The sequence below is a fragment of the Streptomyces rubradiris genome, assembly GCF_016860525.1.
Classification (GTDB): Bacteria; Actinomycetota; Actinomycetes; order Streptomycetales; family Streptomycetaceae; genus Streptomyces; species Streptomyces rubradiris.
Genome location: NZ_BNEA01000015.1, coordinates 2,616,314 through 2,640,535, shown reverse-complemented (window position 1 = coordinate 2,640,535; position 24,222 = coordinate 2,616,314). Strand labels below are relative to the sequence as shown.

At 72.4% G+C, this 24,222-nt stretch carries 16 protein-coding genes; 9 read left to right on the top strand and 7 right to left on the bottom strand.

All coding sequences use genetic code 11. From position 1 onward, the window contains the following. Positions 1-40 precede the first annotated feature (40 nt). Positions 41-733, bottom strand: coding sequence for a response regulator (locus tag Srubr_RS24725; protein WP_189998700.1), 693 nt, complete (start codon positions 731-733; stop codon positions 41-43). Further along, positions 730-2,610: a sensor histidine kinase gene (locus tag Srubr_RS24720; protein WP_189998699.1), complete on the bottom strand. Its 1,881-nt coding sequence runs from the start codon at positions 2,608-2,610 to the stop codon at positions 730-732. Before Srubr_RS24720 ends, Srubr_RS24725 begins: the two co-directional genes overlap by 4 nt. A gap of 154 nt (positions 2,611-2,764) precedes the next feature. Here Srubr_RS24720 and Srubr_RS24715 point away from each other — a divergent pair, with 154 nt between their 5' ends. Then, the gene (locus Srubr_RS24715; protein ID WP_189998697.1) at positions 2,765-4,144 is read left to right on the top strand and encodes a cation:dicarboxylate symporter family transporter; all 1,380 of its coding nucleotides are present in this window, start codon (positions 2,765-2,767) and stop codon (positions 4,142-4,144) included. A 274-nt stretch (positions 4,145-4,418) separates the two neighbouring features. Here the strand turns inward: Srubr_RS24715 and Srubr_RS24710 are convergent, their stop codons facing one another. Beyond that, positions 4,419-5,033 carry a TetR/AcrR family transcriptional regulator gene (locus tag Srubr_RS24710; RefSeq protein ID WP_189998695.1) on the bottom strand — a complete coding sequence of 205 codons (615 nt, stop codon included), beginning with the start codon at positions 5,031-5,033 and terminating at the stop codon, positions 4,419-4,421. A gap of 126 nt (positions 5,034-5,159) precedes the next feature. On the opposite strand from Srubr_RS24710, the gene Srubr_RS24705 reads away from it, so the two are divergent. From Srubr_RS24705 to Srubr_RS24675, 7 genes are all read left to right on the top strand, one after another. Continuing rightward, on the top strand, positions 5,160-6,833 hold the full coding sequence (locus Srubr_RS24705; protein ID WP_189998693.1) for an MFS transporter: 1,674 nt from the start codon (positions 5,160-5,162) through the stop codon (positions 6,831-6,833). A gap of 91 nt (positions 6,834-6,924) precedes the next feature. Continuing rightward, the gene (locus Srubr_RS24700) at positions 6,925-7,350 is read left to right on the top strand and encodes a MerR family transcriptional regulator (protein ID WP_189998691.1); all 426 of its coding nucleotides are present in this window, start codon (positions 6,925-6,927) and stop codon (positions 7,348-7,350) included. Further along, positions 7,347-7,679: a thioredoxin family protein gene (locus Srubr_RS24695; RefSeq protein WP_308439948.1), complete on the top strand. Its 333-nt coding sequence runs from the start codon at positions 7,347-7,349 to the stop codon at positions 7,677-7,679. Before Srubr_RS24700 ends, Srubr_RS24695 begins: the two co-directional genes overlap by 4 nt. Before the next feature lie 122 nt (positions 7,680-7,801). Further along, positions 7,802-10,096 carry a HelD family protein gene (locus Srubr_RS24690; protein WP_229926947.1) on the top strand — a complete coding sequence of 765 codons (2,295 nt, stop codon included), beginning with the start codon at positions 7,802-7,804 and terminating at the stop codon, positions 10,094-10,096. A gap of 209 nt (positions 10,097-10,305) precedes the next feature. Next, a complete protein-coding gene (locus Srubr_RS24685) occupies positions 10,306-12,042 on the top strand; it encodes a hypothetical protein (RefSeq protein WP_189998689.1) in 1,737 nt (578 codons plus the stop codon). Next, positions 12,032-12,394, top strand: a complete 363-nt coding sequence (locus Srubr_RS24680) for a hypothetical protein (RefSeq protein WP_189998687.1) — start codon at positions 12,032-12,034, stop codon at positions 12,392-12,394. Before Srubr_RS24685 ends, Srubr_RS24680 begins: the two co-directional genes overlap by 11 nt. 206 nt (positions 12,395-12,600) lie before the next feature. Further along, positions 12,601-13,236, top strand: a complete 636-nt coding sequence (locus Srubr_RS24675; protein ID WP_203855052.1) for a hypothetical protein — start codon at positions 12,601-12,603, stop codon at positions 13,234-13,236. A 72-nt stretch (positions 13,237-13,308) separates the two neighbouring features. Here Srubr_RS24675 and glgB read toward each other — a convergent pair whose 3' ends face one another. From glgB to Srubr_RS24655, 4 genes are all read right to left on the bottom strand, one after another. Then, positions 13,309-15,720 (bottom strand): 1,4-alpha-glucan branching enzyme, encoded by a 2,412-nt coding sequence (gene glgB, locus Srubr_RS24670; RefSeq protein ID WP_189998683.1) that lies wholly within the window; start codon positions 15,718-15,720, stop codon positions 13,309-13,311. A 31-nt stretch (positions 15,721-15,751) separates the two neighbouring features. Then, positions 15,752-17,137 carry a maltokinase N-terminal cap-like domain-containing protein gene (locus Srubr_RS24665; RefSeq protein WP_189998681.1) on the bottom strand — a complete coding sequence of 462 codons (1,386 nt, stop codon included), beginning with the start codon at positions 17,135-17,137 and terminating at the stop codon, positions 15,752-15,754. Between the two features lie 91 nt (positions 17,138-17,228). Continuing rightward, positions 17,229-18,929 (bottom strand): maltose alpha-D-glucosyltransferase, encoded by a 1,701-nt coding sequence (gene treS / locus Srubr_RS24660; protein WP_203855051.1) that lies wholly within the window; start codon positions 18,927-18,929, stop codon positions 17,229-17,231. After that, positions 18,926-21,160: an alpha-1,4-glucan--maltose-1-phosphate maltosyltransferase gene (locus Srubr_RS24655; RefSeq protein WP_230426667.1), complete on the bottom strand. Its 2,235-nt coding sequence runs from the start codon at positions 21,158-21,160 to the stop codon at positions 18,926-18,928. Before Srubr_RS24655 ends, treS begins: the two co-directional genes overlap by 4 nt. A gap of 332 nt (positions 21,161-21,492) precedes the next feature. Between Srubr_RS24655 and Srubr_RS24650 the strand changes: the two genes are divergently transcribed. Beyond that, a complete protein-coding gene (locus Srubr_RS24650) occupies positions 21,493-24,111 on the top strand; it encodes a glycosyltransferase family 1 protein (RefSeq protein WP_189999950.1) in 2,619 nt (872 codons plus the stop codon). Positions 24,112-24,222: the final 111 nt, after the last annotated feature.

Genomic DNA, 24,222 nt, shown 5'->3' with positions numbered 1-24,222 from the left:
CCAGCCGCAGGGCCGGGGGTCCGCACCCGCGCCGCGGCCCTCACCGCCCCTGCGGGACCCACCGGTACACCAGCTCCGGCCGCCCCACCTGTCCGTACAGCGGCCTCCGGGCGGCGCGGCCCGTGTCCACCAGGTGTTCCAGGTAGCGGCGGGCCGTGATGCGGGAGATGCCCGCCGCCTCGGCCAAGCCGGCCGCCGTGAGCCCGTCCGGCGCCTCCCGCAGCGCGCCCGTCACCCGTTGCAGCGTCGGTGCGCTCAGGCCCTTCGGCAGGGCCGCCGGCGTGGGGGCGCGCAGGGCCGCCAGGGCCCGGTCCACCTCGTCCTGGCCGCTCGCCTCGCCCGCCGCCGCGTGGAACTCGGCGTAGCGCACCAGGCGGTCCCGGAGCGTCGCGAACGTGAACGGTTTCAGGACGTACTGGACGACGCCCAGCGAGACGCCCTCGCGCACCACCGCCAGGTCCCGTGCCGAGGTCACCGCGATCACGTCCGCGTGGTGTCCGCCCGCCCGTAGCGACCTGGCCAGCTGCAAGCCGTGCACGTCCGGCAGGTGCAGGTCCAGCAGGAGCAGGTCCACCGGGGTGCGGTCCAGGATCCGCCGGGCCTCCGCGCCCGTGTGCGCCTTCCCGACCGCGACGAACCCCGGCACCCGGCCGACGTACATCACGTGCGCGTCGGCGGCCACCGGGTCGTCCTCGACGACGAGGACGCGGATGGGCTGCTGTTCGTCCGTCATCGGCCGCCGCCGAGGGACGCGTGTCCGCCGTCGCTTGGGGATGCGGGTCCGTGGTCCGGGGACGCGTGCGCGCTGCTGCCGGGAGTCATGGAGCCGTCGCCCTTGAGCGCGGGCCCGTGGTCTTGAGGCGCGTGTCCGTTGCCGGCCGGGGATGCGGTCCCGTCGCCTGCGGACGCGTGTCCGCCGCTGCCCGGAGAGACGGAGCGGTCGCCCGTAGACGCGCAGCCACCGCCCGGCGACGCGCACCCCTCGCCGCCCACGGACGCCCGCAACGGCAACCGCGCCTCGAACACCGCTCCGTCCTCGCCGTCCTCGCCACACCCCGTCACCGTCAGCGTGCCCTCGTGGCGGGTCACCGCCTGGCGGGCCAGGGCCAGCCCGAGCCCCCGCCCGCCCGGCCCGGCCGGCTTCGTGGAGAACCCGCGCTGGAACACCAGGCCGGCATGCGCGGGGTCGACGCCGGGGCCGGTGTCCGACACCCGCAGCACCAGCTCGGCGCCCGAAGCGTACGCCGTCACGGTCACCCGCGCCCGGACGCTGCCCTGGGCCGCGTCCACCGCGTTGTCGATCAGGTTGCCGAGGATCGTGACCAGGTCCCGCGCCGGGAGTTCGGCCGGCAGCAGGCCGTCGTCCAGGCGGCTGTCCGGGGAGACCACCAGTTCCACGCCCCGTTCGTGCGCCTGGGCGGTCTTGCCCAGCAGCAGCGCGGCCAGCACCGGTTCGCTGACCGCCGCCACCACCTGGTCGGTGAGGGCCTGGGCCAGCTCCAGCTCGGCCGTGGCGAACTCCACCGCCTCCTCGGCCCGGCCCAGCTCGATCAGCGAGACCACCGTGTGCAGCCGGTTCGCGGCCTCGTGCGCCTGCGAGCGCAGCGCCTGCGTGAAGCCCCGCTCCGAGTCCAGCTCGCCCATCAGGGACTGGAGTTCGGTCACGTCCCGGAGCGTCACGACCGTGCCCCGGCGCTCGCCCCCGGACACCGGGGAGGTGTTCACCACCAGCACCCGGGACGTGGTCAGGTGCACCTCGTCCACCCGGGGCTCGGAGGACAGCAGCGCGCCGGTCAGCGGGGCCGGCAGGCCGAGCCCGGCCACCGAGCGGCCGATCAGGTCCGCGTCCGGGAGGCCGCCGAGCCCCAGCAGCTCCCGGCCGCCGTCGTTGACCAGCGCGACCCGGTACTGGCCGTCGAGCATCAGCAGCCCCTCCCGGACCGCGTGCAGCGCCGCCTGGTGGTAGTCGTGCATCCGGCTCAGCTCGGTGGCGTTCATGTTGTGCGTGTGGCGGCGCAGCCGCGCGTTGATCACATAGGTGCCGACCGCGCCCAGTACCAGCGCCCCGCCGGCCACCCCGAGCAGCGCCGTGACCTGGTCCCGGATCCGGGCGCTGATCGTCTCCACCTTGATGCCGGCGCTCACCAGCCCGACGATCCGGCCGCCGTCCGTGACCGGGGTCACCGCGCGCACGGAGGGGCCGAGCGTGCCGGTGTAGGTCTCGGTGAAGGTGCGCCCCTGCCGGGCGGGCCCGATGGTGCCGAGGAAGCGCCTGCCGATCTGCGCGCGGTCCGGGTGGGTCCAGCGGATGCCGGACGGGTCCATGATCGTCACGAAGTCGACGTTGGCGTCCCGGGTGACCTGGAGGGCGTACGGCTCCAGCCGGGCCGTGGGGTCCGGTTCGCGGATGGCCGCGCGGACCGAGGGGGCGTCGGCGACCGACCGGGCCACCGCCGTGGCCTGCCGGGCGGCGGCCTCCTCGGCCTGCCGCCGGTCGCCGACGTAGGTGAACAGCGCGTACCCGGCCACGACCACCGCGATCAGCACGGCCTGCATGGCGAACAGCTGGCCGGCCAGGCTGCGGGGTCGGGGGAGGGCGGGCAGACGCATGCCAGCAGTGTGCCTCTCCGTCCGATCGTGAACTAAATGAACGGAAGGGTGACCGCCCTCACAGGCCGGGAGATAGTCACGGCGTTCCCAACAACGGCCCGGACGTGAGCCGCACGCCGGTTGTTCGCCGACGAAGACGTCAAGGAGGGCAGTCGTGGCCGCCAGCCCAGCCGATACGGCATCTGCCGCACCCCGTGCCCAGCGGGACCGGACCCATTACCTGTACATCGCCGTCATCGTGGCGGTCGCGCTCGGCATCGCCGTGGGCCTGATCTGGCCCGACGCGGCGGTGGAGCTGAAGCCGCTGGGCACCGGCTTCGTGAACCTGATCAAGATGATGATCTCGCCGATCATTTTCTGCACGATCGTGCTCGGTATCGGTTCGGTACGGAAAGCCGCGAAGGTCGGAGCGGTCGGCGGCATCGCCCTCGGCTACTTCCTGGTGATGTCGGTCGTCGCGCTCGCCATCGGTCTCGTGGTCGGCAACGTGCTGCACCCCGGTGACGGGCTGCACCTGACCGACGCGCTCCGCAAGAGCGGGCACGCCCAGGTGGAGAGCGACGCGCTGCCGCCGGTGGACTTCGTGCTGTCGATCATCCCGGACACGTTCGTGTCCGCGTTCACGCAGGGCGAGGTGCTCCAGACGCTGCTGGTGGCGCTGCTCGCCGGGTTCGCGCTCCAGGCCATGGGCCGGGCCGGGCAGCCGGTGCTGCGCGGGATCGAGCACCTCCAGCGGCTCGTCTTCCGCATCCTGTCGATGGTGATGTGGGCGGCACCGGTCGGCGCGTTCGGCGCGATCGCGGCCGTGGTCGGCTCCGCCGGCGTCGACGCGCTCAAGAGCCTGGCCGTGCTGATGCTCGGCTTCTACATCACCTGCTTCCTGTTCGTCTTCCTGGTGCTGGGCGCGCTGCTGCGGATCGTCGCGGGGCTGAACGTCTTCTCGCTGTTCAAGTACCTCGCCCGTGAGTTCCTGCTGATCCTGTCCACGTCCTCGTCGGAGTCCGCGCTGCCCCGGCTGATCGCGAAGATGGAGCACCTGGGCGTCAGCCGGCCGGTGGTCGGCATCACCGTGCCGACGGGCTACTCGTTCAACCTCGACGGCACGATGATCTACATGACGATGGCGTCGCTGTACATCGCGGACGCGCTGGGGACGCCGATGTCGGTCGGCGAGCAGATCCCGCTGCTGCTGTTCCTGCTGCTGGCGTCCAAGGGCGCGGCCGGGGTCAGCGGCGCCGGCCTCGCCACGCTGGCCGGCGGCCTGCAGTCGCACAAGCCGGCCCTGGTCGACGGCGTCGGGCTGATCGTGGGCATCGACCGCTTCATGAGCGAGGCGCGGGCCCTGACGAACTTCGCGGGCAACGCGGTGGCGACGGTCCTCGTCGGGACGTGGACCAAGGAGATCGACAAGGGCCGGGTGCGCCGGGTGCTGGCCGGCGAGCTCCCGTTCGACGAGACCACACTGCTGGACGAGGCGCGGCCCGCGGTGGACGAGACCCCGTCGGCCCGGAAGGAGGGACTGGTCAAGGCCTGAGCGCCCGCCGCCGTTCTCCGGCCGTCCGGCCCCACCCTGAACCGCCGCCGTTCTCCGGCCGTCCGGCCCCACCCTGAACCGCCGCTGTTCTCCGGCCGTCCGGCCCCGCCTGAACCGGGGCCGGGCGGCCGGCTTTTCGTCGGTCCACGGCGTTTCCACGGCATTCCTGTGGCACGTGACGGCGTTTCCACGGCATTCCTGTGGCACGTGACGGCGTTTCCACGGCACTCGTACGACGCTTCCGAGGCGCTTCCGCGACGTTTCCGCGGCGCTTCTACGCCACCTCGGCCACCAGCTCCATGGCCCGGGAGGCGGGTACGCCCGCCGCGGTCAGGACGGCGACCGTGGCCGAGCGGCCCGCCTGCTCCGCCGCCAGGAGGCCGTCGTTCACCGCCTCCATCAGGGCGAACAGCATCTGCTCGTGGACGTACGCCAGCGCCGGGGCGGGCAGCGGCGACTGGAACACGCCCGTGTCCAGCCCGCGCTGGAGCAGCCGCACCTTCGACTCGCGCAGGGGGGCGAGGCGGTCGCGGATGCCCTGGACGGTGACCGTCCGCTGGGCCAGCGCGATCAGCAGCCGGTAGCGGTCGGCGGTCTGCCAGATCGCGAGCACCGACCGGGCCACCGCCTCCGCCGGGTCCGTCACCCCCGCCCGGCCCGCCGCGTCGGCGTCCGCCAGCGCCTGCACCGCCTCGTCCACGAGCGTGCTGATCAGCGCCTCGCGGCTCGGGAAGTGGCCGTACACCGTCCGTCGTACGACGCCTGCCGCGCGGGCGATCTGGTCCATGGAGACGTCGGGATCGCGCAGCAGCTCCGCGAGGGCGACGTCGAGGATGCGGCGCCGGTTTGCGTCGGCGCGGCTGGTGTTACCCGTGGTCATGGCGGTCATTGTGCCTTCCCGCCCCTTTCCGACTGGACTTGCACAGTCCTGTGCAGCGTCGTACATTGCACATTGTTGTGCAATTGCACGTTACTGTGCAAGTCCGTCGCGTACCCGAGGAAGGCGACCCCTGCCATGCGACTCGTCATGACCGAACCGGTCGAAAGGATGGAGCGCCCCTACGCCCGGCGATGGTGGGCGCTGCTGGTGCTCTGCCTGAGCCTGCTGATCATCGTGATGGCGAACACCGCCCTCACGGTCGCCGCGCCCGACATGACGAAGGACCTCGGGCTCTCCAGCGCCGACCTGCAGTGGGTGATCGACGGCTACACCGTGCCGTACGCGGCGCTGATGCTGCTGCTCGGTGCGATCGGCGACAAGTACAGCCGGCGCGGCGCGCTCGTCCTCGGCCTGGTGGTGTTCGGCGGCGGAGCCGTCTTCGGCTACCTCGCCGACAGCGCGGCGACCGTCATCGCGGCCCGCGCCGTGATGGGCGTCGGCGCGGCGCTGATCATGCCGGCCACGCTCTCGCTGCTCGCCGCGACCTTCCCGCGCGCCGAGCGGGCCAAGGCCATCACCCTGTGGACCGCCACCGCCGGACTCGCCATCGCCGCCGGACCCGTGGTGGCCGGTGCCCTGCTGCGCGACCACGGCTGGTCCTCCACCTTCCTGATCAACGTGCCCGTCGCGGCCGTCGCGCTGATCGCCGCCTTCGTCCTCGTCCCGCCGTCGAAGGCGGGCCACCACGACCGCATCGACTACGTCGGCGGCGTGCTGTCGGTGATCTGGACCGCCGCGCTCGTCTACATGATCATCGAGGGGCCGCACTTCGGCTGGGGCGCCAAGGCGATCGGCGCGGCCGTCGTCGCCGGCGTGGGCCTGGTCGTCTTCGTGCTGTGGGAGCTGCGCCACCCGCGCCCGATCCTGGACGTGCGCCGCTTCACCGCCCGCCGCTTCGCGGGCTCCAACCTCGCCGTCGCCCTGTTCTTCCTGGCCGTCTTCGGCGCCTTCTACTACCTGACCCAGCACCTGCAGTTCGTCCTCGGCTACGACGCCCTGCAGACCGGTGTGCGCATGCTGCCGCTGGCCGGCGCGGTCTTCGTCGGCTCGGCCCTGACCGCCCTGCTCACCCCGCGCGTCGGCATGAAGTGGACCGTCGGCGCGGGCATGGCCGGCGGCACGGTCGCCCTCGCGCTGCTCACCCGGGTGGACGCCGGCTCCGCGTACGGCGACTTCGTGGCGCCCCTGATCATCCTGGGCCTCGCGATAGGCCTGGCGCTCTCGCCCTGCACCGACGCCATCATGGGCGCGTTCCCGGAGTCGGAGCTGGGCGTCGGCGGCGCCGTCAACGACACCTCGCTGGAGCTGGGCGGCTCGCTCGGCATCGCCATCCTCGGCTCCCTGCTGGCCACCTCCTACAGCGACCACCTGTCCGACGCCACCCGGGGCAGCAAGCTCCCGGCGAGCGCCCTGGACACCGCGCAGGACTCGGTCGGCGCCGGGTACGCCGTCGCGCAGGGCATCGGCGAGAAGGCCCACGAGGCCGCCGCGCGGGCCCAGCAGGCGACCGACCCGCAGCAGGCCGCGCAGCTCAAGCAGCAGGCCGGCGAGCTGGCCTCCGGCGCCCGGCAGATGGCCGACGCGGTCGGCTCCGCCTTCTCCGACGCGGTCGCCCACACCAGCCTGGTCGGCGCGGTGATCCTGGGCGTGGGCACGGTCCTGGTGGCCGTCCTGCTGCCGCGCAAGGAAGCGGAGACCTCGCGGGCCCAGGACGCGGAGAAGGAGCTGGCGGACAGCAGGACCGCCTGACCTTCCGGCGCGGGGGAGCGCGAGACCGGCCGGGACCGCCGTCCCGGCCGGTCTTGCGTTGACGCCGACGTCAACCCGTACCGTCGGGGACATGCGAATCGGCGAGCTGGCCGCACGGGCCGGAACCACGACCCGCACCCTGCGCTACTACGAGTCCCGGGGGCTGCTGCCGGCCCGGCGCGACGCCCACGGACACCGGACGTACGACGAGGGCGATCTGCGGCTGCTGGCGCAGATCCGCACCCTGCGGGACTTCGGCTTCGACCTGGAGGAGACCCGGCCGTTCGTGGAGTGCCTGCGGGCCGGGCATCCGCAGGGCGACTCCTGCCCGGCGTCGCTGGTGGTCTACCGGAGCAAGCTGGCCGAGCTGGACGCGCTCATCGGGCAGCTGACCGCCGTACGGGAGACGGTCGCGGGGCAGCTGGCGCGGGCCGAACGGGCACGCGACGAGCTGGCTGCCGAGGCGCTGGTTCCGGGAGGTCCGGAACCCGTGTGTGAATTGGGAGGGCAGCGATGAGCAAAGCGGCAAATGTGGCGGAAGTGGGGGACGCGGACTTCGCGACGGAGGTCCTGGAGGCGCGACTGCCGGTGCTGGTGGAGTTCACGGCCGACTGGTGTCCGCCGTGCCGGCAGATGGCGCCGGTGCTCAGCCGGCTCGCGGCCGAGGAGGGCGAGCGGCTCAAGGTCGTCCAGCTGGACGTGGACCACAACCCGGAGACCACGAACGCCTACAAGGTGCTGTCGATGCCGACGTTCATGGTCTTCCGGGACGGTGAGCCGGTGAAGGCGATGGTGGGCGCGCGCCCCCAGCGGCGGCTGCTGGAGGAGCTGGCCGACGTGCTGTGAAGCGGCCGCCGACCGCCAAAAAATCCCCCGGGCAATTGCGCTCGGGGGATTTCTCTGCGTATATTCGGTGGTTCGCGACTTCCATTTCAAGAGATCGCGAAGAAGTCCAGTTGCCACAGTATATGCGGGCGGGAGCGGAATTGTCAAACGCGGATCTGTCGAACAGCGAATTCACCGACGATGAATTGCGTGGCGAGCAGGAATTCATCGACGGACTGTACGCGCGCGTGGACGTCCTGCGCGGCGAGACCGAGACCTCCGTCGCGGACGCGCTCGCCCAGGGCGACAAGCCCATGCAGGCCCGGCTGGAGCGGGACATCCTGGTCGCCGAGCGCTCGGGGCTGCTCGCCGCGCTGAACGCCGTGGACGGCTCGCTGTGCTTCGGCCGGATCGACCTGGCCGACGGCACGACGCACCACATCGGCCGGATCGGGCTGCGCGAGGACGACGCCGAGCGGACCCCCGTCCTGATCGACTGGCGGGCCGACGTCGCCCGCCCCTTCTACCTGGCCACCGGCCACACCCCGATGGGCCTGCGCCGCCGCCGGCACATCGCCACCGAGGGCCGGACGGTCACCTCCCTGCACGACGAGATCCTGGACCTCGGCGACGCCACCCGCACCGGCCACGAGGACCACAACGGCGACGCCGTGCTGCTGGCCGCGCTGAACTCGGCGCGCACCGGCCGGATGAGCGACATCGTGCAGACCATCCAGGCCGAGCAGGACCGGATCATCCGGGCGCCGCACCGCGGGGTGCTGGTCGTGGAGGGCGGCCCCGGCACCGGCAAGACCGCGGTGGCCCTGCACCGGGCGGCGTACCTGCTCTACGAGCACCGGGAGCTGCTGGCCCGCCGCGCGGTCCTCATCGTCGGCCCCAACCCCGCCTTCCTCGGCTACATCGGCGAGGTGCTGCCCTCCCTCGGCGAGACCGGGGTGCTGCTGGCCACGGTCGGCGAACTGTTCCCCGGGGTGAAGGCCACCGCGACCGACACCCCCGAGGCCGCCGCCGTCAAGGGACGTGCCGACATGGCCGAGGTGCTGGCCGCCGTCGTCCGCGACCGGCAGGCCCTGCCGGACCCGGTGATCGCGATCGAGCACGACCGGGAGGTGCTGATGCTGGACGACGGCCTGGTGAACGTCGCCCGCGAACGCACCCGCGCCGCCAAACTGCCGCACAACGCGGCCCGCGAGCACTTCGAGGGCTACATCCTCAACACGCTCACCGAGCTGTACGCCGAGCGCGTGGGCACCGACCCCTACGACGGCAGCAGCCTGCTCGACGCCTCCGACATCACCCAGATCCGCGACGAACTCGCCGAGAACCCCGAGGTCTGGGACGCCGTCGACCGGCTGTGGCCGCGGCTCACCCCGCGGCGGCTGGTCGCCGACTTCCTCGCCGAGCCCGACGGCTACCTGCCCAAGGAGGACGCCGACGCGATCCGCCGCCCGGTGACCCGCGCCTGGACCGTCGCCGACGTGCCGCTGCTGGACGAGGCGGCCGAACTCCTCGGCGAGGACGACCGGCTGGCCCGCGCCCGCGCCGAACGCGAACGCGAGACCCAGGTGGCCTACGCGCAGGGCGTGCTCGACGTGTCGTACGCCTCCCGGACCTACGAGTTCGAGGACAAGGAGGACAGCGACCCGGACGCGAGCGAGGTGCTGTCCGCGCACGACATCATCGACGCCGAGCGGTTCGCCGAACGGCACGAGGAGGCCGACCACCGCAGCGCCGCCGAACGGGCCGCCGCCGACCGCACCTGGGCGTTCGGGCACATCATCGTGGACGAGGCGCAGGAACTGTCGCCGATGGCCTGGCGGTTGCTGATGCGGCGCAGCCCGACCCGCTCGATGACCCTGGTCGGCGACCCCGCCCAGACCGCCGAGGCGGCCGGCGTCGGCTCCTGGGCGGACATCCTCGCCCCCTATGTCGAGGACCGCTGGGAACACACCCGGCTGGGCGTCAACTACCGCACCCCGGCCGAGATCATGGACCTGGCGGCGGCCGTGGTCCGCGCCGAGCACCCGGACTTCGAGCCGCCCAGCTCGGTGCGCTCCACCGGCGTACGGCCCTGGGTGCGGCAGGCCCTGGACGACCTGCCCGGCGCGGTCGCCGAGGCGGTCGCCGAACTCACCCCCGACGAGGGCCGGCTGGCGGTGATCGCCCCGCGCGACCTGCACCACGCCCTGGCCGCGCGCCTGGACGGCGTCACGGCGGGCGCGGAACCCGACCTGACCCGCACGGTGGTCCTGCTCGACCCCCGCCAGGCCAAGGGCCTGGAGTTCGACTCGGTCCTGGTGGTGGAACCCGCCGCCTACGGCACGAGCGACCTGTACGTGGCCCTGACCCGCGCCACCCAACGCCTGGGCGTCCTGCACACGGGGACGCTCCCGAAGGGACTGGTGGACGCGGTCTGACGCGCCGGGGGCGCGGTCCCCTACCGCTCCGGGATGCCCGGCAGGGCGGCACCCCACGTCCTCGCGTGGGCCCTCACGGTCTCCGCCCTGCCGTGCACTGCCTGACGACATGACGAGTCACCGCGTTTCATGGGTCCCCCCTGTGCCGCCGCTCTATGCTGAAGGCCCTTGACCGGCGTGTCGCACAAGGCTTTCCGCCGAGGAGCGCATTGAGTACCGATCACGTGCCGTCGCAACCCCTACCGCCGCAGCAGTCACCGCGCGTCGCCGTAAGGCCACCGGCCGTCGCCCCGCGGGTGAGCGAGGCCTGCCGCCTGCTCTGCGCGGGAACCTACCTGGACACCAAGTACCGCGATCAGGTGATCGACGAGCTGTACGGGAGCGAACACCGGGTCGTGGCGCCCTCGTTCGGGTTCGACGCCGCCCGGGTCCTGGCTCACGCGCTGCGCGCCCGGCGGGTGGAGCTGGCCTGGGCCGTCGCGGTCACCCTGCTCATGGCGCTGGGAGCGGTGGCCTCCTACTGGCTGCTGATCCTGGTGATTCCCGGGCTGCTGATGACGTTCGGCAAGGCGATCAGGGGCATCGCGGACGCCCCGCCGGTCCACCGACGCCTGCCGTCCTTCGTGCTGCGCTGGGTCGGACGGCTGCTCCTCGCCTACCTGGTGTACTACAGCGTGGTCCGGGGCCTGGGAGGGACGGCCGAGAAGGAGGCCGGGGCCGGGAAGGTGCCCGGCAAGCGCTCCGCCCTGCTCACCGTGCTGGATTTCGTGACCCCCGACATCCGGCCGTGGGAGGCATGGCTCTCGTTGGCGGTGCTGCTGGCACTGGGGGTGTGCGTCGCCGGGCAGGAGCTGCACTTCGTGCGGGTGCTGCGCGGCGAGCTGTCCTCGCGCGGCTTCGCGAGCGCCGCCGTCGACCGGGCCGAGCGGTTCCAGGGACGGCGTTGGCTGCGGGTCGCCCGCCGCATCCGACGCGAGCAGTACTCCCCGCTGGTGATGTACCACGAGGCACACCCCTTCTGTGGCGCCGGCACCGCCCAGGACCCCTGGGTCCTCGCGGTCGAACTGCGGCCGAACGGAACGAGTCAGACACGGGCCCTCGGGAACACGACGGTTCTCGCCGCGATGCGCCCCTTCATCGAGCAGCTGCGCGAAGTGGCGGAGTCCGCCGAGGGAAGCGGCCAGGTCGTACGGGACCGGCTCCGCGGTCTGCGGATCGACGAGTGCGTGTTTCTGCCGGTGGAAGGTCTGCGGCACCGTGAGGAGGCGCCGTACGACCAGGCGTCGTTCGAGGCACACCGGGCGCGGGCCGTGGAGGAAGGCGGTGAGAAACGCCGGCACTTCTTGCGCATCATGGTCGACGGCTGGGAGGAGGGCCTGGTCGTCACGGTCTTCGTGCGCATCCACACGCAGGGCCGGATGCTGATGCTCGAGATCGCCCCGCACGCGCTCCTGCCGGTCCGGGCGGACTTCAAGGACGCCGATCATCTCGCCTATCGCTTCGCCGACATGAACGCCTTCGGCAAGGCCGTGCACATCTTCACCCTGGTGGCCGGGGCGCCCGGACAGGCCTTGATGACGCTCGGCCGTCACGCCCTGCGAGGCTGGCGCCGACTCACCGGTGAGGCCGACGGCACCGAGCCCGGCGGGCCGGCCCTGTCGGTACGCGAACTCGCCGCGGAGCCCGCCGGGTCGCTGTTCCAGACCATGGACGTCGACCGCTATCTGAAGAGCGTGCAGGACCGCATCGCCTACGGTGTCAAGGCGGCGCTGGCGGAAGCCGGATACCAAACCGGTGAATTCGCCCAGAAGATCGTCCACATCAGCAACGGCGGCGTCAACATCGATTCGGTCGTGGGCGGCACCTTCGCCATCGGCGCCCATGCCCACGCCACGACCAGCGGCGCGCAGCCGCTGTCGCAGAGGGGAGCCGGCTATGGCCGATGAACAGGCTCAGCCCCACATCACCATCGGTGACGTGTCCGGCAGTACCTTCGCCATCGGCAGTCACGCGCGGGCGGAGAGCCATCACGGTACGCCGTCGACGTCACGCGATGACCGCACCGAGCAACTCCTCGTCGCCGTGAGGCAGCTGAGAGCGGATCTGGTCAGGGTGCGGGCGAGCGAGCAGACCGCCGGCCTGGACGCGGCCCTCGCCGACACGGAGGAAGAGATCGTTCGCGCCGGAAGCGCGGACGAGCGCCGTCTGCGGCGGCTGCGGGAACTCCTCACCGACGCGGCTTCGTTGACTACCGTGCTGTCCTCGGCGGGAGCGGTCGCGGGGCTGCTCGGGATGTGAGGACGAGTGCGATGAGCGGGGCAGGGCGCTACTGGAACGAGGACGCCCAGCGGTGGGACGAGCGAGGCGACCCCGGTACGCCACCCGCCGGGGTGTCGCCTTCCCCGGTGCGGCCGGCCGGTCCGCCGGATACCGCCTGGCCGGTCCCGGCGGCCCCCGCTCCAGACCCAGGCGCCCCACGGGCCGGCCGCCGCGCCCTATGGGCGGTGGCCGCCGTGGTCGTGGCCGCGGTCGTGGTCGCCGGTGCGGTGGTGACCCGGGTCGCCGGGGACGGCCGGGCCGACCGGGCCGGCTCCTCGGCATCCCCGGCGGTGTCCCGCGGCGACCACCGGGTCGGCGGTGAGCCGTCCGCCGGGGCCGGCACCCCGGCCGGTGCCGCCCTGCCCGAGGGCTACCGGCTCGTCCACGACGCGGAGGGCTTCAGCGCAGCGGTTCTCGAGGGGTGGAAACGAGGCACCCCGGACGGAGCGGGCGGTACGTTCTGGGTGCCCTACGAGTCGCCGGAGGACCCGGCGCGCTACCTCGTCGTGTCCGAGGTGGCCGAGGCCACCCTTGAGGAATCCGTCGAAGCGGTCGGCCGACGGGAGGGGTACGAGCAGCTGGCCGACCCCGAACCCTTCGAGCGGGACACCGTCACCGGCCGGCTCTTGGGGTACCGCCTCGACGGGGAAACGGACGGGACCTGGTATGTCGTCGACATCCGCTTCCAAGCGGCCGACGGTAAACAGTACAGCGTGGCCGCCTGGCAGGCCGACGATCCGGACCTGACCGAAGAACGTTCCATCGTCGACACGGCGACGAGCAACTTCTGCCCTCCGGAGACAGACTGCGGGATCTCTTAGGGAAGGCCGGACCTCCTGGACGGTGTCCCGTACATGCACTATGGCTCCGCTGGAAGGAGCGATCACCGATCGTTACGCCGGTCGCAGCCACACCGTGGCCAGTGGGGGCAGGGTCAGGTGGAGGCTTGTGGGGCGGCCGTGGGCGCCCCGCGGGTCCGGCTTGAGGGGGTCCGGGTGGGTCACGCCGCTGCCGCCGTAGCGCGCCGCGTCGGTGTTCAGGACCTCCACCCAGGCCGGGACGTCCTCCGGCACCCCGACGCGGTAGCCGGGGCGGACCACCGGTGCCAGGTGGGAGACCGCGAGCAGCGGGGTGCCGTCGGCGGCGCGGCGCAGGAACGCGAAGACGTTGTCGTCCGCCGCGTCCCCGGCGATCCATTCGAACCCCGCCGGATCGGTGTCCCGCTGCCACAGCGCCGGGGAGGCCCGGTACACCGTGTTCAGGTCCCGGACGAGGTCCTGCACGCCCCGGTGGTCCGCCGCCGCGCCGTACCCCGCGTCCAGCAGCCACCAGTCCGGACCGCGCGCCTCCGACCACTCGGCGCCCTGCGCGAACTCCTGCCCCATGAACAGCAGTTGCTTGCCGGGGTGGGCCCACATGAAGCCCAGATAGGCCCGGTGGTTGGCGCGCCGCTGCCACCAGTCGCCCGGCATCTTCGACACCAGGGACCCCTTGCCGTGCACCACCTCGTCGTGCGAGATCGGCAGGACGTAGTTCTCGCTGTAGGCGTACACCATCGAGAACGTCATCTCGTGGTGGTGGTACTTGCGGTGCACGGGGTCGTGGCTCATGTACTGGAGCGAGTCGTGCATCCAGCCCATGTTCCACTTCAGGCCGAAGCCGAGCCCGCCGAAACCGCTCGGGCCCCGGTGGTGGGTGGGGCGGGTGACGCCGTCCCAGGCCGTGGACTCCTCGGCGATGGTCACCACGCCCGGACAGCGCCGGTAGACGGTGGCGTTCATCTCCTGGAGGAAGGCCACCGCGTCCAGGTTCTCCCGGCCGCCGTGCTCGTTGGGCGTCCACTGCCCGGAGTCCCGTGAGTAGTCCAGGTAGAGCATGGAGGCGACGGCGTCCACCCGCAGCCCGTCGATGTGGAACTCCTCGCACCAGTACACGGCGTTCGCCACCAGGAAGTTGCGCACCTCGCGCCGGCCGAAGTCGAACTCCAGCGTGCCCCAGTCCGGATGGGCGGCCCGCGCCGGGTCCTGGGGCTCGTACAGCGGGCGTCCGTCGAAGGCGGCCAGTGCCCAGTCGTCGCGCGGGAAGTGCGCCGGCACCCAGTCCATCAGCACCCCGATGCCGGCCTGGTGCAGCCGGTCCACCAGGTACTTGAAGTCGTCGGGCGTGCCGAGGCGGGCCGTCGGAGCGTAGTACCCGGTGACCTGGTAGCCCCACGAGCCGCCGAAGGGGTGCTCGGCGACCGGCATCAGCTCCACGTGGGTGAAGCCCATCTCCCGAACGTACGCGGGGAGTTCGTCGGCGAGTTCGCGGTACGTCAGTCCGGGGCGCCAGGAGGGCAGGTGGACCTCGTAGACGGAGAACGGGGCCTCGTGCACCGGGGTGTCCGCGCGGTGCGCCAGCCACTCGGCGTCGCCCCACTCGTGGTGCGAGACGTCCACGACGGACGACGTCGCGGGCGGGACCTCGGTGCGGCGGGCCAGCGGGTCGGCGCGCAGGGTGCGCGACCCGTCCGGCCGGGTGATCTCGAACTTGTACAGCTCCCCCTCTCCGATCCCCGGCACGAACAGCTCCCAGACCCCGGTGCCGCCCAGCGAGCGCATCGGGAAGCCGGTGCCGTCCCAGAGGTTGAAGTCGCCGCAGACCCGGACGCCCCGCGCGTTCGGCGCCCACACCGCGAACCGGGTGCCGGTGACGCCCTGATGGGTGCCGACGTGGGCGCCGAGCGCCCGCCACAACTGCTCGTGCCGGCCCTCGCCGATCAGGTGCAGGTCCAGCTCGCCCAGGGTGGGCAGGAAGCGGTAGGGGTCCTCGGTCTCCAGGACCGTGCCGTCGTACGCCACGAGCAACCGGTAGGCGGGGACCGAGGCGAGCGGGACCAGGCCGGAGAAGAAGCCGTCGCCGTCGTCGTGCAGCCGCGCGCGCAGCTCGCCGCAGTCCACGGTGACGGCCCGCGCGTACGGGCGAAAGACGCGGAAGGCGACCCCGCCGGGGGCCGGGTGGGCGCCGAGCACGGCGTGCGGATCGTGATGGGTGCCGTGCAGCAGCCGCACCCGGTCATCGGCGTCGACGGCGGCGGAGGCCGCGGAGACGACGGGCGCGGCCGGGGCGGGGACGGGGGTGCCCTCCGGCCCGGACGGCCCGGACGGCCCGGACGGCGCGGACTGTGCGGGCACCCGCGCGGACCGCGCCCGCGTCGCTTGGGCCTGCGCCGCTTCGGCCTGTGCGGCTCGGGCCTGCCCGGCCTGTGCCTGCGCGGCTCGGGGGTGTCCGCCGGAGTTCCCGGCGGCTGGCTTCTTGGACGTCACGAGCGAGTCTCCCGGACGAGGAACGGGTCGGTCAGGTCGGGTCGGACGTGGCGAGGCGGCGGATCGCCGACATCGGTACGGGGAGCCAGTCGGGCCGGTGCCGGGCCTCGTAGACGACCTCGTAGACCGCCTTGTCGGTCTCGTAGGCCCGCAGCAGCACCGGATCGGTGCGCGGATCGCGGCCGGAGGCCTCCGCGTACCCGGAGCAGTAGGCCGCCCGGCAGGCGTGTGCCCAGCCCGGGTCGGGCGGGCGGACCGAGCGGGCCGCGTAGTCGAAGGAGCGGAGCATGCCCGCGACGTCCCGCACCGCCGGCTGCGGCATGCGCCGCTCCGCCAGCGGCCGGGCCGGCTCGCCCTCGAAGTCGATCAGCGACCAGCCGCCGGCCGGCGCCCGCAGGCACTGCCCCAGGTGCAGATCGCCGTGCACCCGCTGGGCGGTCCAGGTGCGGCCCTCGGCGGCGAGCGCGGCCAGCGCGGTGTAGGCCGAGCGCAGCCCGGGTTCGTACGGCGCCAGGGCCGGCACCGCCCGCGCGGCCGCCGCCAGCCGCTCGGTCATGCCGTCCACCAGCGGCTCCAACTGGCCGCGGCCGAGGGTGACGGTGGGCAGGGCACGGGCGAGCGCGGTGTGCACCTCGGCGGTGGCCCGGCCCAGGGCGTGGGCCTCCGCCGTGAAGTCCTCGCCCTTGGCCAGTTCGCGCAGCGCCAGCTCCCAGCCGTCGCTCGCCCCGCTGACGTAGGGCTGGAGCACGGCGAGCACATACGGTTCCCCGCCCGGCTCGGCCCGCAGCCAGCCCGTGGGCGCGGGCACCCGGGGACAGCCCTCCCGGGCCAGCGCGAGCGGCAGCTCCAGGTCGGGGTTGACGCCGGGCACCACGCGGCGCAGCACCTTGAGAATGAACGTATCTCCATAGACGACCGACGAGTTGGACTGCTCGGCGGTCATCAGCCGGGCCACGAGACCGGGCCGGATCTCCTGGCGCGCGTCCCGCTCGAAGCGCAGCACGCCGATCCGGGTCCGGCGGCGCAGGGCCTCCAGGAGCAGTTCGGCGGGCCGGGGGTCGTACAGCGCGTCGTACACCGTGCACCCGGCGAGCGGCCCCTTGGCGACGTGTCCGATCAGCGCGGGCGCCAGCCGGGGCGGCAGCGCCCGGCGCACGCCGACGAGGAGCTGGTAGCAGTCGCCGGGGTGCGGCTCACCGCCCGGCGCGGACGGCTGGTGGACCCGCAGCAGCAGGTGGTACAGGCCCACCCGGCCGCCGGACGGCAGCAGTTCGGTGACGGTCACCGGGGTGAAGGCGGTGACCGGGCGCCCCTTGCCGGCGAACCAGCGCTGCCGGGGCAGCCAGGTGCGCAGCAGGGGGTCGAGCGAGGCGAGGAGTGAACCTGTGGTGCCGGAGGGGGTGACCGTTTCCGCCATGGCGTCACGTCCTTTCCCCGGGGAGTAGTCGGGGTGTTACTGAGGGGTGCCCCGGGTGGGACGGCGGAAACCGCCCCACCGGGCGCCGGGGCTACGCGGCCTCGCGGCGCAGCCGGAACCAGTAGAAGCCGTGCCCCGCGAGGGTGAGCAGGTACGGCAGTTCGCCGATGGCCGGGAAGCGCACCCCGCCGAACAGCTCGACGGGATGCCGTCCGCCGAACCGGCTGAGGTCCAGCTCCGTGGGCTGGGCGAAGCGGGAGAAGTTGTGAACGCACAGCACGAGGTCGTCCTCGTACTCCCGCAGGAAGGCGAGCACCGCCGGGTTGGAGGAGGGCAGTTCGGTGTAGGAGCCGAGTCCGAAGGCGGGGTTCTGCTTGCGGATCTCGATCATCCGGCGGGTCCAGTGCAGCAGCGACGACGGGGAGGACATGGACGCTTCGACGTTGGTGACCTGGTAGCCGTGGACCGGGTCCATGATCGTGGGCAGGAACAGGCGCCCGGGGTCGCACGTCGAGAAGCCGGCGTTGCGGTCGGGGGTCCACTGCATGGGGGTGCGGACGGCGTCGCGGTCGCCGAGCCAGATGTTGTCGCCCATGCCGATCTCGTCGCCGTAGTAGAGGATCGGCGAGCCGGGCAGGGACAGCAGCAGGGCGGTGAACAGCTCGATCTGGTTGCGGTCGTTGTCGAGCAGGGGGGCGAGGCGGCGGCGGATGCCGATGTTGGCGCGCATGCGGGGGTCCTTGGCGTACTCGGCCCACATGTAGTCGCGTTCCTCGTCGGTGACCATTTCGAGGGTCAGCTCGTCGTGGTTGCGCAGGAAGATGCCCCACTGGCAGTTCGAGGGGATCGCGGGGGTCTTGGCGAGGATCTCGGAGACCGGGTAGCGGGACTCGCGGCGCACGGCCATGAAGATGCGCGGCATGACGGGGAAGTGGAACGCCATGTGGCACTCGTCGCCGCCGGCGGAGTAGTCGCCGAAGTAGTCGACCACGTCCTCGGGCCACTGGTTGGCCTCCGCCAGCAGCACCTTGTCCGGGTACTGGGCGTCGATCTCCCGGCGCACCCGTTTCAGGAACTCGTGGGTGGCGGGCAGGTTCTCGCAGTTGGTGCCCTCCCGCTGGTACAGATACGGCACCGCGTCCAGCCGGAACCCGTCGATGCCGAGGTCCAGCCAGAACCGCAGCGCGGAGAGGATCTCCTCCTGGACGGCCGGGTTCTCGTAGTTGAGGTCGGGCTGGTGCGAGAAGAAGCGGTGCCAGTAGTACTGCTTGCGCACCGGGTCGTACGTCCAGTTGGAGACCTCGGTGTCGACGAAGATGATCCGGGCGTCCTGGTACTGCTTGTCGTCGTCGGCCCAGACGTAGTACTCCCCGTACGGCCCGTGCGGATCCCGCCTCGACTCCTGGAACCACGGGTGCTGGTCGCTGGTGTGGTTCATGACGAAGTCGATGATCACCCGCATGCCGCGCTGGTGGGCGGCGTCCACGAACTCCACGAAGTCGGCGAGGTCACCGAACTCCGGCAGGACGGCGGTGTAGTCGGAGACGTCGTAACCCCCGTCCCTGAGCGGGGACTTGAAGAAGGGCGGCAGCCACAGGCAGTCCACGCCGAGCCACTGGAGGTAGTCCAGCTTGGCGGTCAGGCCCTTCAGGTCGCCGACGCCGTCGCCGTTGCTGTCCTGGAAGGAGCGGACCAGGACCTCGTAGAAGACGGCGCGTTTGAACCACTCCGGGTCCCGGTCCTTGGCCGGAGTGTCCTCGAAGGTGTCCAGTACTGGCTCGTTGACGGTCATATCGTGGGTGACCCTCCGATCTGCGGGTTGGACGGTCGCAGGACGGTGAAGACATGCGCGGGCCGGTGACCCGGTTCGAGACGCACGTAGTTGGCCCTGCCCCAGTGGTAGGTCTCACCGGTGAGCTCGTCGCGCACCGGCACGGACTCGTGCCAGTCCAGGCCGAGTCGCGGCATGTCCAACGAGACCGTGGCCTCCTGGGTGTGGTGCGGGTCCAGGTTGACGACCACGACCACCGTGTCCGTCCCCGCGCGCTTCGAGTAGACGAGCACCGCGTCCTGATCCGCGTGGTGGAAGTGGAGGTTGCGCAGCCGCTGGAGTGCCACATGGCGGCGGCGGATGGTGTTCAGGCGGGTGATGAGCGGGGCGATGCTCCGGCCCTCGCGCTCGGCGGCCTCCCAGTCGCGGGGCCTGAGCTGGTACTTCTCCGAGTCCAGGTACTCCTCCCCGCCCTCCTTCAGCGGGGTGTTCTCGCACAGTTCGTAGCCGGAGTAGATGCCCCAGGCGGGGGAGAGGGTGGCGGCCAGCACGGCACGCACCTCGAACGCGGGGCGCCCGCCGTGCTGGAGGTAGGCGTGCAGGATGTCGGGGGTGTTGGCGAAGAAGTTCGGCCGCATGTAGGCCGCCGCCTCCCCCGTCAGCTCCGTCAGGTACTCCGTCAGCTCCTGCTTGGTGGTGCGCCAGGTGAAGTAGGTGTAGGACTGCTGGAAGCCGGTCTGGGCCAGGGTGTGCATCATCGCCGGGCGGGTGAACGCCTCCGCCAGGAAGATCACGTCCGGGTCGCCGCGGTTGATGCCGGCGATGACCCGTTCCCAGAAGACCACGGGTTTGGTGTGCGGGTTGTCCACGCGGAAGATGCGCACGCCGTGGGCCATCCAGTGCCGCAGGATGCGCAGGGTCTCGGCGACCAGGCCGTCCATGTCGGCGTCGAAGGCGATCGGGTAGATGTCCTGGTACTTCTTCGGCGGGTTCTCGGCGTAGGCGATCGAGCCGTCCGGGCGGTGGTGGAACCACTCGGGGTGCTTCTCCACCCAGGGGTGGTCCGGGGAGCACTGGAGCGCGAAGTCGAGTGCGACCTCCAGGCCGTGCCGGCGGGCCTCGGCGACGAAGAAGTCGAAGTCCTCCAGGGTGCCCAGGTCCGGGTGGACGGCGTCGTGGCCGCCTTCGGGGGAGCCGATCGCCCAGGGCACGCCGACGTCGTCGGGGCCGGCGGTCAGGGAGTTGTTGGGGCCCTTGCGGTGGGTGGTGCCGATGGGGTGGATCGGGGGCAGGTAGACGACGTCGAAGCCCATGTCCGCGATCGCCTTCAGCCGGCGGGCGGCGGTGCGGAACGTGCCGTGGGGGCGTTCGGCGGTGCCCTCGGAGCGGGGGAAGAACTCGTACCACGAGCCGTACAGGGCGCGTTCGCGTTCCACCAGCAACGGCATCGGGTCCGAGGCGGTCACCAGCTCCCGCAGCGGATACCGGGCCAGTACCTCCGCCACCTCCGGGGCCAGCGCCGACGCCAGCCGCCAGGCGGCCGGGCGGTCACGGTCCCGCAGGGCCGCCACCGCGTCCAGGACGGGCCCGCGCTCCGCCTCCGGCACCCCGGCGGCGGCCCGCTCGTGCAACTGCGCGCCCTCCGTCAGGACCAGTTCGGTGTCGATGCCGGCCGGGATCTTGATCCGGGCGTGTTCGCGCCAGGTGGCGAGCGGGTCCGACCACGCCTCCACCGTGTAGGTCCAGTGGCCCGGTTCGCCCGCCGTGACGGTGGCACCCCAGCGGTCGGTGCCCGGGGCGAGTTCCCGCATCGGCGTCCAGGGCCCGGGCCGGCCCGCCGGGTCCCGCAGCACGACGTTCGCCGCGACGGCGTCGTGGCCCTCCCGGAACACGGTCGCCGTGACCTCGAAGGACTCCCCGGTCACGGCCTTGGCGGGCCTGCGGCCGTGCTGGACCACGGGGCGTACGTCGAGGATGGGGATGCGGCCCAGGGAGGTGGCGGGCCGTTCTCCGGCGGTGGGCTGTTTCCCGGTGCCGGACGGTCCCGCGACGCCGGACGGTTCCCCGGTGCCGGACGGTTCCGCGGTGGCGGACGGTTCCGCGGTGGCGGGCGCGTGGTCCGGGGCGGGCCGTTCGGGGGTGGCGGGCGCGTGGGCGGGCGTCGTTCCGCCCTTTCCGCCCGTCGGCTTCCTTCCTGCTGCCTTGGCCTTGCTGCTTGCCGGGTGTGGTGACGAGTGGTGCCTGGCGGGCATGACCGCTCCTGTCCGCTGCAACGTGGGTATGGGCGGATGGACGTGGGGAGGTGGGTCCTGCGATGTGCTGTGGTACGCCTGTGGGGTGGATACCGAAGAGCCTTCCCCCTGGGTTCGGGTGGGCAATCCGGCACTGTGTTAACTACTCATGCGTACGTCCGCACACAAGACCGGTTCCCCTTCTTTCCGGGTGCCCGGTGACCGGCGCCTGACGCACCGACACCCCCGGCCGGTACGTCCCCACCGACCGCGCGGTAACCACTACCGTCGAAGGAGACGACGAGGCGCACGGCTCCGTGCGGCTCACCCCGCGACGCGTCCCGAGGTGGAATGTGAAGGCGATCCGTCGGTTCACCGTCCGTCCCGTTCTCCCCGACCCCCTGCGGCCGCTGAGCGACCTGGCGCGCAATCTGCGCTGGTCCTGGCATGCGGAGACGCGCGATCTGTTCCAGTCCGTCGACCCCGAGGCATGGGCCGCGTCCGGTGGTGACCCGGTGCGGCTGCTGGGCCGGGTGCGCCCCGCCCGGCTGGCCGAACTGGCCGGTGACCGGCGGTTCCTGCGCCGCCTGTCCGCCGTCGCCGACGACCTCGACGACTATCTGACCGGGGAGCGCTGGTACCAGACCCAGGCGGACGGCCTGCCCGCCGCCATCGCCTACTTCTCCCCGGAGTTCGGCATCACGGCCGCCCTCCCGCAGTACTCCGGCGGGCTAGGCATCCTCGCCGGCGATCACCTGAAGGCGGCCAGCGACCTCGGCGTTCCCCTGATCGGCGTCGGACTCCTCTACCGGCACGGCTACTTCCGCCAGACCCTCTCCCGGGACGGCTGGCAGCAGGAGCACTACCCGGTGCTCGACCCCAACGAACTGCCGCTCACCCAGCTGAAGGAGCCCGACGCCACATCCGCGCACGTCCGTCTCGCCCTGCCCGGCGGCAAGGAGCTGCGCGCCCGGATCTGGCTGGCGCAGGTCGGCCGGGTGCCGCTGCTGCTGCTCGACTCGGACGTGGAGGAGAACGACCTCGGCGAACGCGGGGTCACCGACCGGCTCTACGGCGGCGGCAGCGAACACCGGCTGCTCCAGGAGATGCTGCTCGGCATAGGAGGGGTGCGGGCGGTGCGGACGTACTGCCGGCTCACCGGGCACCCGGTGCCGGAGGTGTTCCACACCAACGAGGGGCACGCCGGGTTCCTCGGCCTGGAGCGGATCGCCGAACTGTGCGCGGACGGGCTGGACTTCGACGCGGCGCTGGAGGCGGTGCGGGCCGGCACGGTGTTCACCACGCACACCCCGGTCCCGGCCGGCATCGATCGCTTCGACCGGGACCTGGTGGGCCGGCACTTCGGCCCCGACGCCGAACTGCCCGGCATCGATGTGCGGCGGGTGCTGGAGCTGGGCCGGGAGACGTACCCGGGTGGCGAGCCGAACCTGTTCAACATGGCGGTGATGGGACTGCGGCTGGCCCAGCGCGCCAACGGCGTCTCGCTGCTGCACGGCCAGGTCAGCCGGGAGATGTTCGCGGGCCTGTGGCCGGGGTTCGATGCCGAGGAGGTGCCGATCACCTCGGTGACCAACGGGGTGCACGCCCCGACCTGGGTGGCGCCGGAGGTGCTGCGGCTGGCCACCCGGCAGGTCGGCGCCCAGCGGGCCGAGGACGCGCTGAGCGTCGGCGGCTCCGAGCGCTGGGACTCGGTCGCGGACATCCCGGACCAGGACATCTGGGAGCTGCGCCGCGCCCTGCGGGAACGGCTGGTGCTGGAGGTACGGGAGCGGCTGCGCACGTCATGGCGGCAACGCGGGGCCGGGGACGCCGAGTTGGGCTGGATCGACGACGTCCTGGACCCGGACGTGCTCACGATCGGCTTCGCCCGCCGGGTCCCGTCGTACAAGCGGCTGACGCTGATGCTCCGGGACCGCGACCGGCTGACGGAACTGCTGCTGCACCCCGACCGTCCGGTGCAGATCGTGGTCGCGGGCAAGGCGCACCCGGCGGACGACGGCGGCATGCGGCTGGTGCAGGAACTGGTCCGGTTCACCGACGACCCGCGGGTGCGCCACCGCATCGTCTTCCTCCCCGACTACGGCATGGCGATGGCGCAGCGGCTCTACCCCGGCTGCGACGTCTGGCTGAACAACCCGCTGCGCCCGCTGGAGGCGTGCGGTACGTCGGGCATGAAGGCGGCCCTGAACGGCTGCCTGAACCTCTCGGTGCTGGACGGCTGGTGGGACGAGTGGTTCCAGCCGGACTTCGGCTGGGCCATCCCGACGGCGGACGGCGCGGGCACCGACCCCGACCACCGTGACGACATCGAGGCGGCCGCCCTGTACGACCTCCTGGAACAGCGGATCGCGCCCCGCTTCTACGAACGCGGGCGCGCGGGCCTGCCCGACCGCTGGATCCAGATGGTCCGCCGGACCCTCTCCCTGCTCGGCCCGAAGGTGCTGGCCGGCCGCATGGTCCGCGAGTACGTGGACCGCCTCTACGCCCCCGCCGCCCGCGCCCACCGCGCGCTGACCCCGGACACCGCCCGGGACCTGGCCGGCTGGAAGGCCCGGGTGCGGGCCGCCTGGCCCGGGGTGAGCGTGGACCACGTGGAGACGACGGCGACGACGCCCACGGCGGAACTGGGGACCACGGTGGGCCTGCGGGTCCGGGTGGCCCTCGGCGAGCTGACCCCCGAGGACGTGGAGGTCCAGGCGGTGTCGGGCCGGGTGGACGAACAGGACCGCATCACGGACGCCACGGTCGTCCCGCTGAAGCCGGCCGGCACCGCCGACCTGGAGGGCCGCGTGCTCTACGAGGGCCCCCTGTCCCTGGACCGCACCGGCCCCTACGGCTACACGGTCCGCATCCTCCCCACCCACCCCCTCCTCGCCTCCTCCGCGGAAACGGGCCTGGTGACGATCCCGCCGGAGGAGGTGGTGGAGGGGGCGGGGGTGGTGTTGCGGTGAGGGAGCGGGGCGGTCACCGAATCGCCCCGCCCGGATTCGGCAGGGCCGCTCGGTGGTCTGCTGCCCGCTACGGCGTGCCGAGGATCTCCATGACCCGTTCCCTCACTCGGT